The sequence below is a fragment of the Neobacillus sp. C211 genome (assembly GCF_051842875.1).
Classification (GTDB): Bacteria; Bacillota; Bacilli; order Bacillales; family Cytobacillaceae; genus Neobacillus.
This window is the reverse complement of the sequence record NZ_JBPXRO010000015.1, coordinates 80,285-95,496: the sequence shown is the minus strand read 5'-3', so window position 1 is coordinate 95,496 and position 15,212 is coordinate 80,285. Positions and strand designations below refer to the sequence as shown.

Genomic DNA, 15,212 nt, shown 5'->3' with positions numbered 1-15,212 from the left:
ATTCAATATGGAATAGTGTATGCGTGGATGAATAATTCAGAGGTTTCTGAACCTTCTGGATTATCCATCCTAGCCCTTTCCTTTAATGGTAGTTTAACAAATCAGTAAAAGTTTTAGGAATGTTATAGTTTGGCACAAAAATTGCAAGTATACATACTGGAATAATAAAATCACTCAACTTTAAGGGGGAAAAGTTCCATGCAAACAGGAACAAATCGAGTAAAAAGAGGAATGGCAGAAATGCAAAAGGGCGGCGTTATTATGGACGTTGTCAATGCTGAACAGGCTAAAATTGCTGAAGAAGCAGGCGCAGTAGCAGTTATGGCTTTAGAACGAGTGCCTTCTGATATTCGTGCAGCTGGCGGGGTTGCGAGAATGGCTGATCCTCGTATAGTTGAAGAGGTTCTTAAGGCAGTTTCAATCCCTGTAATGGCTAAAGCTCGTATTGGACATATTGTGGAAGCGCGTGTTTTAGAGGCGATGGGTGTAGACTACATTGACGAAAGTGAAGTTTTAACACCAGCTGATGAAGAGTACCATCTAAATAAAAAAGACTATACGGTTCCTTTTGTTTGCGGCTGCCGTGACTTAGGAGAAGCTGCACGTCGTATCGGAGAAGGTGCATCTATGCTTCGTACAAAGGGTGAGCCGGGAACAGGTAATATTGTTGAAGCGGTTCGTCATATTCGCCAAGTGAATGCACAAGTACGGAAAGTGGTTAGCATGAATGAGGACGAGCTTATGACAGAAGCAAAGCTTCTAGGGGCTCCTTATGAAATATTATTAGAAATCAAACGACTTGGAAAACTTCCAGTCGTTAATTTTGCTGCTGGTGGTGTGGCCACTCCAGCTGATGCTGCCCTAATGATGCAGCTTGGCTCTGATGGTGTGTTTGTTGGATCAGGTATTTTTAAATCTGAAAACCCATCGAAATTTGCCCGTGCAATTGTAGAAGCAACTACTCATTATCAAGATTATGAATTGATTGCGAACCTTTCTAAAAACATTGGTGTTCCAATGAAAGGAATTGAAATTTCCACGCTTGTTCCTGGAGCACGTATGCAGGAACGGGGTTGGTAAGGAGCAAAACAAGGGTGAAGATAGGTGTTCTGGGATTACAAGGAGCGGATTTTATAGGATGCTCCTTCCATCCTATAAGTTAATTTAAATATGATTAAAGGTGGAGTGATACATGGAGAATGCAAAATTAAGACGGTCGTTAACAGTATTTCCTTTAGTGCTATTTGGATTGGCTTATATGGCACCTACAACAGTTTTTTCTACTTATGGGGTTGTTGCAGAAATAACAAAAGGGATGGTACCAGCTGCTTATATTATAGCTTTAGTTGGTATGTTGTTTACAGCCTATAGTTATGGTCAAATGGTTAAGGCCTTCCCTGTTGCTGGTTCTGCATATACATATACTCAAAAGGCTCTTAATCCTCATATTGGATTCTTAGTAGGCTGGGTTATACTATTAGACTATTTATTTTTGCCAATGATTAATGGATTACTAATCGCTATTTACTTAAACGCATATTTTCCATCCGTTCCTTTTTCCGTCTGGTTAATTGCCTTTGTAATTTTAATCACCACTGTAAATATAATCGGAGTAAAAATAGCAACAAAGATAAATCTTTTATTAGTTGCCTGTCAATTCTTAATAATAGTTTTATTCACATTCTTCTCAATTAAAGGGCTGCTTAACGGAATGGGTTCAGGAACATTATTTATGAGTTCTCCATTTGTGAATGGTGATATACCACTATCTTTAGTATTAGCAGGATCTTCTATTTTATGTTTATCTTTTTTAGGTTTTGATGCTGTTACTACATTTTCAGAGGAGACCATTAATCCTAAAAAAGTAATACCCAAGGCTATTTTCCTCGTCGCATTAATAGGAGGAGGTCTGTTTATCACCATCTCATACATCAGTCACCTTGTTTACCCTAATTTCCAAGCCTTTAAGGATCCAGATTCTGCTGCTTTAGAAATTGCTATATACATCGGGGGGAATTTATTTCAATCTATTTTTCTAGCAGGATATATTACAGGGGGGCTAGCATCTGGTTTATCTGCTCACGCAAGTGTTTCGCGACTTTTGTATGCGATGGGGAGAGATGGAGTTCTTCCTAAGAAAATATTTGGTCATATTCATCCAAAATTTCGAACTCCAACAAACAACATTATCCTAGTGGGTATTTTTGCTTTATCTGCTTTATTTGTTGATTTAGTGACAGCATCATCTTTTATTAACTTTGGAGCGCTCGTTGCATTTACATTTGTTAATCTTTCGGTTATTTCTCATTATTTTATTAGAGAGAAACAGAGAAACGGAATTAACACACTAAAATATCTAATATTGCCGCTGATTGGTTCTAGTTTCACAATTTGGTTATGGACTAGTCTTGATTCAAAGGCACTTTTACTCGGACTAGGATGGTTGGGAATTGGTTTCATCATGCTCCTTTCTAATACGAAAATGTTTAGTAAACGGCCGCCAGAGCTTTCTATTGATAGTGCGGAGGTAAATGAAATTCAAGCATAAAAGCTAGATCAATCGAGGAGGATAAAAATGGTAAAAGCAGACATCATTCTTTCTAGTCAACATGTTTTTACTGGGCTGCAAGATGAGCCAATAAAAGCAACTATCGCTATTAAAGATAATAAAATCATTGAGATCGGCCCTAAAGAAGAATTATTGTCAATCATTGGGGACCAAACAAAAGTGTTTGACATGGAAGAGGAACTAATTATTCCGGGATTTCATGATTTTCATATGCACATAATGATGGGGAGCATTTTACAAAAGGATAGTGCCAAATTATTTGATGCTACTTCAGAAGAAGATGTAGCTGAAATAGTAGCTAAATTTGCAGAAACGAGACCGAATGATGAGTGGATATTTGGTGTTGGTTGGGATCATACCAATTGGAAAAAGAAAGCGCTGCCACGTAGAACAACATTAGATAAGTATATTTCTGATCGTCCTGTTTTATTATTCAATGCAGAAGTGCATTACGCATGGATCAATAGTAAAGCAATAGAATTGATTCAATTAACGAAAGATACTCCAGATCCTGAATATGGAGAAATTGGAAAAGATGAAAATGGTGAACTAACAGGCCTTCTATTTGAACATGCAATTGGGCATGCAACAGAACATGCATACAAATTACCGAAAGAAAAACGTGTAAAACTATTCCAAGGTTTTCTAAATGAAACAAAAAAATTGGGAATCACATCCGTTAATGATTTATATGGGGCTAAAATTGCACCAAACCAATTAGATGATCTTGAAATTTTTAAGGAATTTGATCGAGAAGGGCTACTTACAACTAGAATTCACTTTTCGCCAGAGTTAAAAATGGATTTAGCTATAGCAAAGGAATTACAAATAAATTATCAGTCAGACAAGCTTACCTTTTCTGGATTAAAACAATTTATAGATGGTGTTGTGACAAGTCATACTGCTTTTTTATTGGATCATTACAAAGACCGTCCAGAAACAAAAGGTGGAACCACTTATCCATCTGATACAATTAAACAATTAGTAAAAAAGGCAGATAAGGAAAAATTTCAAATTCGTTTCCATGCTATTGGTAACGGTGCTGTCCGCTTAGCATTGGATGCATTTGAAGAAGCAAGAAACGTAAATGGAGAAAGAGATGCTAGACATGTCATTGAACATGTGGAGGTATTGCATCCAGACGATGTCCATCGCTTTAAGGATTTAGGTGTAATCGCTTCCTTTCAACCCAAACATATTGAATTAATGGAAAGTGAGGCATATACAGCTAGAATTAGTGAAAAACAACAACCACTCTATTATCCTATCAAAACAATAGTAGATACTGGTGCTAAAACTGCCTTTGGTACAGATTTTCCGGTAGTACCTCTAAACCCTATGATGGGTATCTATCAATCAATTACGAGAAAAGATTTAAACGGAAAAGCGTGGCAAAAGTCAGAAGGTGTTACATTAGCACAAGCATTAAAATTCTACACAGCTACACCGGCATTTGGGTCTTTTAGAGAAAAAGAATTAGGTACATTAGAAGCAGGAAAGATAGCGGATATCGTAGTATTAAATAAAAACTTATTCAGCATATCAACAGAGGAAATTCTTGAAACTGAAGTAAAAATGACGATTATGGATGGAAAGGTTGTATATGAAAACCAGGTCGTTCCGACCGTATAAGATAAAAATATAAAAAAGGAAGGTAGAAGTAATGTCAAAAGTAAAAGTTGGTCTTATTCAAATTCATTGTGGAGAACATATTGAGGAAAATATTCAAAAAACGAAAGAGAAAATTAAAGAAACGGTAAATAAAGGGGCACAAATCGTTTGTTTACAGGAATTATTCTCTTCGCAGTATTTTCCACAAACGGTTAATGTGGGAAATTATGATTTAGCAGAAGATGTAGATAGCGGTACATTAGCCGATATGGGTGAATTAGCAAAGGAATTAGGAATTGTCTTGATTGTTCCTTTTTACGAAAGAGCAGGTGCTGGTATTTATTTTAACAGTGCAGCGGTATTTGATGCTGATGGAGAATGTTTAGGCATTACAAGAAAAAATCATATTCCTGATGGTCCGCAGTATCATGAAAAATATTATTTCGTTCCAGGCAATACTGGGTATCCTGTCTATGAAACTGCTTATGGAAAAATAGGAGTAGGGATTTGTTGGGACGAGTGGTTTCCAGAAGTTGCCCGAATTTTGTGCTTACAAGGTGCAGAGATATTATTCTATCCTTCTGCTATCGGTTCAGAGCCAGATCATCCTGAGATATCAACAAGATCATCATGGGAAAAGGCAATTTCTTCTCATGGTATTTCTAATGGTGTATTTGTTGCTGCGACAAATCGAGTAGGCCAGGAAAAGGATATGAATTTTTACGGCGGTTCATTCATTAGTGATACATTAGGAAATATTTTAGCTTCACTTGATGATGAAGAAGGAATTATTGTACAAGAGATTGATTTAAAAGAAATAGAAGAGACTAGAAAAATTCTACAATTCTTTAGAGACCGTCGTGTCGACACATACCACCCTATATTACAAAAAGAAATACTTCCAACCCCATCCCCTTCAAAAAAGGGAACAAACAAATTTAAACTTGACTAAGGCGAAAGGGGGCTTTAGTACATCAAACAACAGATAACAACACAGTGTAAATTGAAAATACGATAAGCAATAAAAGAGAGATTGGAATTTCCCCAATCTCCTTAACCTTTTCAGTAATTATTTATACAAAAAAGCAGTGAATTCCTGAAAAAATTGGAATTCGCTGCTTTTTGTCTTTTATAAGGAACTATTTAAGTCAGAAATGTTGATTAATGAATCCTTATGAATTTTAAGTGCTACAAGGCTGGCAAAGTCATGTATGATCGTAGCAGCAAGTAAGGACGTAATTTGAGTTGGATCATAGGAAGGTAAAACCTCGACCAAATCAAAGCCGACAAAGTTAAAGTCTGTTAAAGAGCGGATGATTTGTAAGGTTTCAAAGCTATTTAAGCCACCGACCTCAAGTGTTCCTGTTCCAGGTGCGCATGATGGGTCAACGAAATCGATATCAAAGGTTAGGAAACATGGAGTATCACCGATTTTTTCCTTTATTTCCTTAATAACACTTTCCATACCGCGTTCTTTTAATTCCGGTGTTGTAATCACATGGTATCCCAATTCCGTGCTTGCATCAATGTCACCTGGATGATTAAGTGTTCCGCGAATTCCAATCTGAAAAACTTTATCTGGAATGAGTAGATTTTCTTCGTATGCACGAATGAATGGCGAACCATGCCAATATTTTTCTTCATAATACGTATCCCATGTATCTGTATGGGAATCAAAATGGATTAAGGCTACAGGACCGTGTATTTTAGCAGCAGCACGAAGATGGGCTAATGTTACGGAATGATCTCCTCCAAGTCCAATGGGGATAATTCCCTTCTTCATCAATTCCATCATAGCTTTTTCAATTACTTCGTAGCTTCGATGGATATTATGCGGAATGACGGATACATCACCAATATCAATAGCATTACAATCCTCAAATGGATAAACCTTGTGTGTCGGATGATAAGGGAAAAGCGTCATAGAAGCCTGACGAATGGCTTGTGGTGCAAACCGGGCCCCGACACGGAAGGAGGCTGCTGTATCAAATGGCACCCCGACGATGGCCAGTTTAGCATCTTCTCGATGAGATGGTAACCTCATAAAGGTTCCGGTAGTACAAAATTCTGGTTTAACATCTGGTGATAATGGATATTGCATTTATTATTCCCCCAATTTTTATTTTCAAAAATAATAATGCAAGTTTTGTGCCAGATGAATTTGTGGGAACTTTGTTAGTAGATATGAAAGTATACTTTTCTTATAATGACAAATTCTATTTAATTTGGAATAATGTATGCGCGGACGAATAATTCCAAAGTTTCTAAATCCTCTAAATTATCCCTTTCCTTTAATGGTAGTTTAACAAAACAGTAAATTAATAAAAGTGATATAGTTTGGCACAAAAAATGCAAGTATACATACTGAATTTTCAAAAAAGTAAGGGGGAGTAAAAAATTTTAAGAAGAAAAAGGGGTTATCTTGTAATGAACGCGGTTTAAAATAAAGGGGAGGTATGATATGTGGAAAATGGCGTAATGCTGAAAAGATCGTTAAAGCTGTGGCAAATTGTTATCATGGGGTTAGCGTACATGACACCAATGGTGGTATTTGACACATTTGGAATTGTTTCTGGTATAACGAAAGGTCATGTCCCAACTGCCTATATTGTTGCATTGATTGGGATGCTATTCACTGCTGTTAGCTACGGGAAGCTAGTAAAGGTTTTTCCTCAGGCAGGCTCAGCCTATACCTATACTCAAAAAGCAATGAACAGGCATCTCGGTTTTCTGGTTGGTTGGTCTTCGCTACTTGATTATTTATTTTTGCCAATGGTAAATGCTTTGTTAACAAAACTTTACCTGAATGCTTTATTTCCGTCTGTTCCGGATTTTATTTGGGTGTTAGTGTTTGTAGGAGTTGTTACCTTCTTAAACCTGCGAAGCGTAAATGTTCTGGCAAATTTTAATACATTATTTGTTCTTATTCAAATTCTCATCATGATCGTTTTTATTATCCTTGTTATAAAAGGGTTAAATGCAGGTGAGGGAACAGGTACAGTTTTCAGTTTACAACCGTTTTTTATTGAAGGGATGAACATGCCAATTCTCATTACAGGTGCAACGATTCTCTGTTTTTCCTTCCTCGGTTTTGATGCGGTTACGACTCTAGCTGAAGAAACACCCAATCCAGAAAAGACGATTCCAAAAGCGATAATGCTTACAGCTTTATGGGGCGGGATTATTTTTATCACAACATCGTTTTTTATTCAATCATTTTTTCCAGATATATCAAGGTTCAAGGAACCCGACGCTGCTCTTCCAGAAATTGCTCTATATGTCGGGGGAAAGCTGTTCCAATCGATTTTCCTATGTACAACCTTTGTGAATACGCTAGCCTCCGGGCTTGCCTCACATGCAAGTGTTTCGCGCCTATTGTATGTAATGGGGCGTGACAAAGTATTTCCCGAGAAGTGGTTTGGATATGTCCATCCAAAATGGAGAACCCCTACGATTAATGTAGCAATCGTCGGTGTCATCTCTTTATCCGCTTGGTTCTTTGATTTAGTGACAGCTACCTCACTAATTAATTTTGGCGCATTAATGGCATTTACGTTTGTAAATCTTTCCGTTATTAGTCATTTTGCCGTCCGTCAAAAAATGTACCGGACTCCTAAGGGATTTTTTAATTACGTGATTATGCCATTACTGGGAGCCGCTTCGATTGGTATCCTGTGGATCAATCTTGAGGCTAGTTCCATCCTCATGGGGGTCGCATGGTTTGCGGTTGGATTTGTTTACTTAGCCTATCTAACAAAGGCCTTTCGAGCGGCACCTCCTCAATTTGTGGCGGAAGGATCAGAAATTTAAAAGATATATAAGTGAAAAATGCATTCTACATTCACTGTAGGATGCATTTTTTTTATCTTTTTTAAAATTATGCAAAATTGAATAATTCCAGTCATTTTTTCATAAAACCCATACTCTTTTGCTCAATTAACTTGAATGAAGATACTGGGAGCAGGTTTTAGGAAGTTGGCACGAAACTTGCTTATAACCTTAGTAACAATAAAAAATGAGGTGTTATTAATGGCAGTCGAATCTCTAGATATAAAGAATACAAAGGGAAAGTTAAATGAAAAGGAAGAAGATAATTCCCTTATTGAGTTTCAGGAAACTTTAAGAGAAGCAGTAAACATCCTTAACTACCCACCCCAAGTATTTGAATTTCTAAAGAAGCCGATGAGATTTTTAGAAGTAAGTATCCCGGTTCGAATGGATAACGGAAAAACAGAGATTTTCCAAGGCTACCGGGCTCAGCATAATGATGCGTCAGGGCCGACAAAAGGTGGAATACGATTCCATCCGGATGTCACACCTGAAGAAGTAAAGGCCTTGGCGGGTTGGATGAGTTTAAAGTGCGGAATTACAGAACTTCCATATGGCGGGGCCAAAGGCGGCATTGTCTGTGATCCTCGTAAAATGAGCTTAGATGAATTAGAAAGATTGAGCAGGGGCTACGTAAGAGCGGTTAGTCAGATTGTTGGACCGACAAAGGATATCCCCGCACCCGATATGTATACCAACTCGCAAATAATGGCCTGGATGCTCGATGAATACGACCATATTCGAGAATTCGATTCCCCAGGCTTTATAACAGGTAAACCACTTGCTCTTGGGGGATCGAAAGGAAGGGAAACCGCCACATCTAAGGGTGTTTTGTATACGCTTCAAATGATTTGCGAATTAAAGAAAATGTCCTTAAAAGATACCCGCGTGATTATTCAAGGATTTGGGAATGTCGGAAGCTACCTTGCCCAGTATTTATATGAACTAGGGGCAAAAGTAATCGGAATTGGTGACGTGCTTGGCGGTTTGTATGACGAAAATGGCTTAGAAATTCCTTACCTCCTAAATAGAAGGGACTCCTTTGGGATCATATCCAATCAGTTTAATAGCTCTCTTTCGAACCAGGAATTATTAGAAAAGGAATGTGATATCCTCATTCCTGCCGCAATTTCTGGAGTCATCAATAAACAAAATGCAGCCAGGATCAACTGTAACATTATTATCGAGGCGGCCAATGGACCAACTACAAAAGACGCACTAACAATCTTGGATGAAAGGGAAATTCTTGTTGTCCCTGATATTCTAGCGAATTCAGGCGGTGTTATTGTCTCTTACTTTGAATGGTGTCAAAACAATCAAGGTTATTATTGGACCGAAGAAATCGTTGATACTCGACTCAAGGAAAAAATTACTGCTAGCTTTTTAAATGTTTATAACACATCCAAAAGGTATGGTGTGAATATGAAAATTGCTGCTTATATTGAAGGGATTCAAAAATTAGCGGAAGCCTCAAGGTTAAGAGGATGGTTGAAATATTAAGCCCTTAAAACGAAAAGGGAGGGAAATATTCATGTATTTTGGAGTGGTTCTTAGTCCTGTTTACGGGAAGGTTGAAAAGGTTTCGATTAAAAGTGATACAAGAATTTATGAGTGGGAAACATTATTTCAGATTAAAACGGAAGAAGGCAATCTTGAAAAGATACAAATGGGTTTGAGTGGAGAAGTAGAATCACTTGAAGTACAAGAAGGGGATTACGTTATTCCTGGGATGGTCCTTGCATATATTAAGGAAGACCTATTTGTTACTGGCAGTGACTAGACCTTAGAAAAGAAGATGGAACGTACATCTTCTTTTTTAAGGATTTTTTTTATTTAAAAGATTCTTAAAATACAGTAGTATAAGGTGATAGGATTTAAGGGGGATTAAACTATGTTTTCCGTCGCAAAAGAAAAAATTAAGCCGATTACTTCAGTCACAGTGGATGAAAAAGAGGAAGTTTTACGATTAACCCTAAACAATCTAAAAGAACCCTTTTTATTTTAAAAAAACACGATAAATTATTTGCCTTTGTGGCTTTAAATAATCATTTTCTAGAAAGATTAGAAAAACAAAATTTTTCGATTGAATTCTTGCTTGAACATGCCCAATCAATAGAAAGTATCTGTTATCTCAACCAGCATATCTCCCTACCCGTTTTATTCCAAATTATTGGTGAACCTTTTGCAATCATAAGGGGTGAAGATGGCAAACCATCAGGCTATATTCAAAGAGAAGATGTTCTGGCAGAGCTTTTTAAACAGGAAAGTAAAAGTGTAGATTTGCTTAAAATCATTCTCACCTCGATCCCGATGGGGATTTTTGTCTTGGATAAGGAAAAACGAATAATTAATTGCAATGAATCCGGATTGAAAATGATTAGATCCACTGCTGAGCAGGTAATGAATTTTCCAGCAGAAAATATATTTAGTAGTTCTCATATTAATAATGTGTTTGCAACCGGAAAGACGCTTCTTAATCATCTTGAAATAACGAACGAAATGGGGGTTCTCGTCGATTATAGCCCTATTTTGAACTATGATAATGAAGTGGAAGGAATCATCATCGTTGCATAAGATTTGCCAATGGTTGAAGAAATGGCAATGGAAATTGAATATATTAAAGACTTAAATATGGATTTACATGCAATCTTGTCTAGTATTTATGATGAAATTCTCGTTGTGAATGCAAAAGGGGAATTAATTAGGTTTAGTGAAAATATTATTCAGGATTTCTGGAAGGTTGATTTAAAGGAGCTCATTGGAAAAAATATTCTTGAACTTGAGGAACAGGGCCTTTTTACCCCTTCTGTAACAAGACTTGTTATAGAAAAAGGAAAAAAAGTATCCGTTGTCCAAGAAACAAAAACCGGAAGAAAAATTCTTGCGGTTGGTAATCCAGTCTATAATGAACAAAATGAATTGGACCGAATTATCATTGCATCACGGGATATTACCGAAACAACTAGATTGAAAAGCGAACTGCAAGAAATCAGAAAAATATCGGAGCAATATAAGAAAGAATTAGATAATTTTAAAAGCAAGGATCGTTTTTTGAAAAAGCTTATCTACTGTAGTCCGAAGATGGAAAAAATTATCAACCAGGCAAAAAAAATTGCTGATTTTTCCTCCACAGTTCTTCTACATGGAGAATCTGGAGTAGGAAAAGAAGTGATTGCTCAAGCGATTCACCAATTAGGAAAACGATCCGAAAAGCCGTTTTTAAAATTAAATTGTGGGGCAATTCCTGAAAATTTACTAGAGAGTGAACTGTTTGGATATGCAAAAGGCGCTTTTACCGGTGCAGATAGGAATGGTAAAGAAGGATACTTTAAACAGGCTGATGAAGGAATTTTGTTTCTAGACGAAATCGGCGAAATGCCAATGCATCTGCAGGTAAAACTGCTCAGAATCCTTCAAGAGCAGGAAGTCATTCCGATAGGAAGCACAACCCCAATCAAGGTAAATGTCCAGATCATCGCGGCCACGAATAAAAGGTTGGAAAAAATGGTTGAAGAAGGGACCTTCCGTGAGGATTTATTTTATCGCTTAAATGTTATTCCTATTCACATTCCTCCGTTAAGGGAACGGACAGAGGATATTTCGCTACTGGCATTTCATTTCCTACAGAAGTTGAATGAAAAATACGACCGAAATTATCATTTAACGCCCGATGCGGTCAATGTACTTGAATACTACTCATGGCCGGGTAACGTCAGGGAATTACAAAATATTATTGAAAGATTAGTTGTTACTGCCGACCATCCGGCTATTGACGCCGAATTTGTCAGTCAATTTTTATCATTAGGCTATGAAAATAAAAAAATGAAGCCGGTTATTACAAGGGTTATTCCTTTACAGGAGGCCATCGATCATGTGGAGGAACAATTGATAGTACTGGCGATGAGTCAATACAAAACAACCACAAAGGCAGCAAAAGCTTTAGGAATTAGTCAATCCTCAGTGAGTAGAAAATATCAGAAAATATTAAGTGAGAAAAATATTAAAATCGAAAACTTGTCTACCTTTTAATCATAAAAAGCTGTTTTGGATCGCCTCGATCTGAAACAGCTTTTTTCAATTATGCACAGATTAATAAAGTTATGCAAAAATGAATAACTTTATTAAAAAGATGAAGGGAAACTAGTGAGTTAGCAATTTTTAAAACTTGGCACACTTCTTGCAATATTAGATAGTAAGTGGATATAAAGGAGGAATAAGTAAATGGTCGAGATAAAAAAACTTGTTACAAACCTTAAGATGTATATTGATGGAGAGTGGAGAGATTCTGAAAATAAAGAAACGCGTCCGGTAATTAATCCCGCAAATAAAGAAGTCATTTCCTATGCACCTGAAGGAACAGTTGCAGATGCTCGCACGGCCATCTATGCTGCCCGTAGAGCTTTCGAAGAGGGTGTCTGGTCAGGCATTTCAGCACAGGAAAGAGCTTCCTATTTATTAAAAATAGCAGACAAAATTGATGAGTATGCTGATGAATTGACTCAGCTTGAAACAATGGATAACGGAAAAACCTTACGAGAAGCGGGGTATGATGTGGGTGATGCAGCCGTATGCTTCCGCTATTATGCGGGGATGATTACACAGCCTGATGGCCAGACCTATCATGTTGCAGACCCGATGCAAGCCATGGTTGTCCGTGAGCCAGTTGGAGTTTGTGGTCTGATTGTTCCTTGGAATTATCCGCTATTAATGAGTGTATGGAAGCTCGCACCCGCTTTAGCAGCCGGCAATACGGTTGTTTATAAACCGTCTGAGGTTACACCAATTACTCCGAAAAGGCTATTTGAAATCTTTGAGGAAGTGGGCTTGCCAAAAGGAGTAGCCAATATGGTTATGGGAGCGGGTTCCGTTGTAGGAAATGAAATCGCCTCCCACCCTGAAGTAGACATGGTTTCTTTTACAGGTGGGACGAAAACTGGGAAGCATATCATGAAGACTGCGGCTGACACAATGAAAAAGGTTTCTCTGGAGTTAGGCGGGAAATCACCAAATATCATTTTTGCCGATGCTGATTTTGAAACCGCGGTTGATTATGCTTTATTTGGAATCTATGCTGGCGCAGGTCAGGTCTGTTCCTCAGGTTCAAGAATCCTAGTCGAAGAAAAGATATATGATCAATTTGTGGAACGTTTTGTCGAAAGGGCCAAGAAAATTCAAGTAGGCCCCGGAAATGATCCTACATCCGAGATGGGCCCGCTTGTAAGTGCGGAGCATCTTGCAAAGGTTCTCTCTTACATTGAAATTGGTAAGCAGGAAGGCGCAACGCTTGCATGCGGTGGAAATCGAATAGTTAAAGATGGACTAGAAAATGGTTACTTTGTTGAACCAACGGTATTCGTCGATGTGAAACAAGACATGAGAATTGTTCAAGAAGAAATATTTGGCCCAGTCGTTGTCATTCAGAAGTTCAAGGATGAAAGCGAAGCTATAAAGCTTGCAAATAATACTGTTTATGGGCTTGCAGGTGGTGTGTTTACCAATGATGGTGCAAAAGGTCTTCGGGTCATTAAAAAGCTTCGTGCCGGGATTACTTGGATTAATTCCTATCATCCTACTTATAATGAAGCACCATGGGGTGGCTATAAGCAAAGTGGAATTGGTCGCAGCCTTGGAACGTTTGGTCTTGAGGAATTCCAGGAAATTAAACAAATTAATATCAACTTACAGGTAGAGCCAATAGGCTGGTTTTCAAAATAGAAAAGCGTAAGCGCCGGTTTAACGAAGTACTCTAGCCGAAGGGCTGCTTGCGCTCGACAATTATTAAATTTCAAAATTTACTTTTTCAGGAGGAACAAAATCATGAGTATCGATTTAAAACAAGAATTGAAGAATAAGCAGGATCAAAATGTAAGTGAATACATTAATAAAGTTTTAAGTTTAATAGAAAAAGAGGAAATAAATCAAGAAGAAGCTGCTTGGATTACAAAGGAAACGGTCGAGGGCTTCCGCGAGAACGTAAATCCTGGGTTTCTGGCTTATCGTAAAACGGTAACAAAGGACGGTCAATTTGCTTCGGTGGAATGGTCAGATAATGGATCATGCTTTAAGGATGTAAATGGCAAGGAATATATTGATTGTCTTGGTGGCTTTGGTATTTATAATGTCGGACACCGAAATCCAAAAGTAGTAAAGGCAGTTACCGATCAATTGAAACGTCAGGCCCTTCATAGTCAAGATTTACTTGATCCGCTTCGAGCTATGCTGGCTAAAATTTTAGGTGAGATTACCCCAGGCGACTTGAAATATGCCTTTTTTACAAACAGTGGAACAGAAAGTGTTGAGGCTGCATTAAAGCTTGCTAAAATGTACAGTGAGCGGACGACTTTTATTTCGACAACTCGTGCTTTCCACGGGAAAAGCTTAGGATCGTTATCAGGAACGGCAAAAGGAATGTTCCGTAAACCTTTCCTTCCGTTAATTCCAGGCTTCCGCCATGTCCCATTCGGGGATATCGATATGATGAGAAAAACTTTTGAGGTATGTTCTTCAGTTGGAGAAGATGTGGCTGCCGTTATTCTTGAACCGATTCAAGGTGAAGGTGGAATCATTCTTCCTCCAGAAAACTACTTAAAAGAAGTTAGGGAGCTTTGTGATCAATACGGTTCCTTGTTGATATTTGATGAAGTGCAAACGGGTATGGGCCGGACTGGAAAAATGTTCGCAGCTGAATTGTATAACGTTGTTCCAGATATTATCTGTCTGGCAAAAGCATTTGGCGGCGGCGTCATGCCTGCTGGTGCTGTTGTGGCGACAGAAAATGTATTCAAGAGTTGGTTTGATAATCCGTTTATGCACACAACAACCTTCGGTGGCAATCCACTTGCGTGTGCCGCGGCGATTGCAACGATTGGAGTCTTGCTTGAAGAAAAATTACCAGAACGGGCAGCAGAGGTTGGTGAATACTTCCTTAAAGAGTTAAAAGAGGCTGCTAAAGGTCAAGAGGATAAGGTTCTTGAGATTCGAGGACAAGGACTGATGATTGGGATTGAATTCCATCAAGATGAAATCGGTTATGAGGTTTCAAAAGGGATGTTTGATCACGGTATTCTTGTTGCCGGAACATTGATTAACTCGAAGACCATTCGTATCGAGCCTGCTTTAACAATTAGTTATGAAGATGTAGATAGAGTGGTTAGTACATTTAAACAAGTGTTATCACAAGTGAAAAAATAACGCTAATTTTTTA

General features: G+C 38.0%; 10 protein-coding genes and 1 pseudogene. 10 read left to right on the top strand and 1 reads right to left on the bottom strand.

Annotated elements, in window-relative coordinates:
- Nucleotides 1-198: 198 nt before the first annotated feature.
- The 4 genes from pdxS (at nucleotide 199) to ACSU6B_RS15655 (ending at nucleotide 5,132) form a co-directional block, all read left to right on the top strand.
- Entirely contained in the window at nucleotides 199-1,080 is an 882-nt protein-coding gene (pdxS, locus tag ACSU6B_RS15670) for a pyridoxal 5'-phosphate synthase lyase subunit PdxS (RefSeq protein WP_410886551.1), read from the top strand.
- Nucleotides 1,081-1,192: 112 nt separating this feature from the next.
- Entirely contained in the window at nucleotides 1,193-2,548 is a 1,356-nt protein-coding gene (locus ACSU6B_RS15665) for an APC family permease (RefSeq protein ID WP_410886549.1), read from the top strand.
- A 27-nt stretch (nucleotides 2,549-2,575) separates the two neighbouring features.
- Nucleotides 2,576-4,201, top strand: coding sequence for an amidohydrolase (locus ACSU6B_RS15660; RefSeq protein WP_410886547.1), 1,626 nt, complete (start codon nucleotides 2,576-2,578; stop codon nucleotides 4,199-4,201).
- Nucleotides 4,202-4,232: 31 nt separating this feature from the next.
- Entirely contained in the window at nucleotides 4,233-5,132 is a 900-nt protein-coding gene (locus ACSU6B_RS15655; RefSeq protein ID WP_410886545.1) for a carbon-nitrogen hydrolase, read from the top strand.
- Between the two features lie 177 nt (nucleotides 5,133-5,309).
- Here ACSU6B_RS15655 and speB read toward each other — a convergent pair whose 3' ends face one another.
- Entirely contained in the window at nucleotides 5,310-6,281 is a 972-nt protein-coding gene (gene speB, locus ACSU6B_RS15650) for an agmatinase (RefSeq protein ID WP_410886543.1), read from the bottom strand.
- Nucleotides 6,282-6,643: 362 nt separating this feature from the next.
- Between speB and ACSU6B_RS15645 the strand changes: the two genes are divergently transcribed.
- The 6 genes and pseudogenes from ACSU6B_RS15645 to ACSU6B_RS15620 all read left to right on the top strand — a co-directional run bounded on the left by ACSU6B_RS15645 (nucleotide 6,644) and on the right by ACSU6B_RS15620 (nucleotide 15,199).
- On the top strand, nucleotides 6,644-7,990 hold the full coding sequence (locus ACSU6B_RS15645; RefSeq protein ID WP_410886541.1) for an APC family permease: 1,347 nt from the start codon (nucleotides 6,644-6,646) through the stop codon (nucleotides 7,988-7,990).
- A gap of 219 nt (nucleotides 7,991-8,209) precedes the next feature.
- Nucleotides 8,210-9,508: a Glu/Leu/Phe/Val family dehydrogenase gene (locus ACSU6B_RS15640; protein WP_410886539.1), complete on the top strand. Its 1,299-nt coding sequence runs from the start codon at nucleotides 8,210-8,212 to the stop codon at nucleotides 9,506-9,508.
- Nucleotides 9,509-9,539: 31 nt separating this feature from the next.
- The gene (locus tag ACSU6B_RS15635; RefSeq protein WP_410886537.1) at nucleotides 9,540-9,788 is read left to right on the top strand and encodes a biotin/lipoyl-binding protein; all 249 of its coding nucleotides are present in this window, start codon (nucleotides 9,540-9,542) and stop codon (nucleotides 9,786-9,788) included.
- 329 nt (nucleotides 9,789-10,117) lie between these two features.
- A pseudogene (locus ACSU6B_RS15630) lies at nucleotides 10,118-12,037 on the top strand (sigma 54-interacting transcriptional regulator); the annotation flags it as partial.
- Nucleotides 12,038-12,229: 192 nt separating this feature from the next.
- A complete protein-coding gene (locus tag ACSU6B_RS15625; RefSeq protein WP_410886535.1) occupies nucleotides 12,230-13,723 on the top strand; it encodes an aldehyde dehydrogenase family protein in 1,494 nt (497 codons plus the stop codon).
- Between the two features lie 102 nt (nucleotides 13,724-13,825).
- Nucleotides 13,826-15,199 (top strand): putrescine aminotransferase, encoded by a 1,374-nt coding sequence (locus ACSU6B_RS15620; RefSeq protein ID WP_410886533.1) that lies wholly within the window; start codon nucleotides 13,826-13,828, stop codon nucleotides 15,197-15,199.
- Nucleotides 15,200-15,212: the final 13 nt, after the last annotated feature.

What these genes read in the sequence shown, in the direction of transcription:
- ACSU6B_RS15655 (WP_410886545.1), top strand. Translation starts at nt 4,233, where the DNA reads ATGTCAAAAGTAAAAGTTGGTCTTATTCAAATTCATTGTGGAGAACAT.
- ACSU6B_RS15660 (WP_410886547.1), top strand. Translation starts at nt 2,576, where the DNA reads ATGGTAAAAGCAGACATCATTCTTTCTAGTCAACATGTTTTTACTGGG.
- ACSU6B_RS15620 (WP_410886533.1), top strand. Translation starts at nt 13,826, where the DNA reads ATGAGTATCGATTTAAAACAAGAATTGAAGAATAAGCAGGATCAAAAT.
- speB (WP_410886543.1), bottom strand. Translation starts at nt 6,281, where the DNA reads ATGCAATATCCATTATCACCAGATGTTAAACCAGAATTTTGTACTACC.
- ACSU6B_RS15635 (WP_410886537.1), top strand. Translation starts at nt 9,540, where the DNA reads ATGTATTTTGGAGTGGTTCTTAGTCCTGTTTACGGGAAGGTTGAAAAG.
- pdxS (WP_410886551.1), top strand. Translation starts at nt 199, where the DNA reads ATGCAAACAGGAACAAATCGAGTAAAAAGAGGAATGGCAGAAATGCAA.
- ACSU6B_RS15625 (WP_410886535.1), top strand. Translation starts at nt 12,230, where the DNA reads ATGGTCGAGATAAAAAAACTTGTTACAAACCTTAAGATGTATATTGAT.
- ACSU6B_RS15665 (WP_410886549.1), top strand. Translation starts at nt 1,193, where the DNA reads ATGGAGAATGCAAAATTAAGACGGTCGTTAACAGTATTTCCTTTAGTG.
- ACSU6B_RS15640 (WP_410886539.1), top strand. Translation starts at nt 8,210, where the DNA reads ATGGCAGTCGAATCTCTAGATATAAAGAATACAAAGGGAAAGTTAAAT.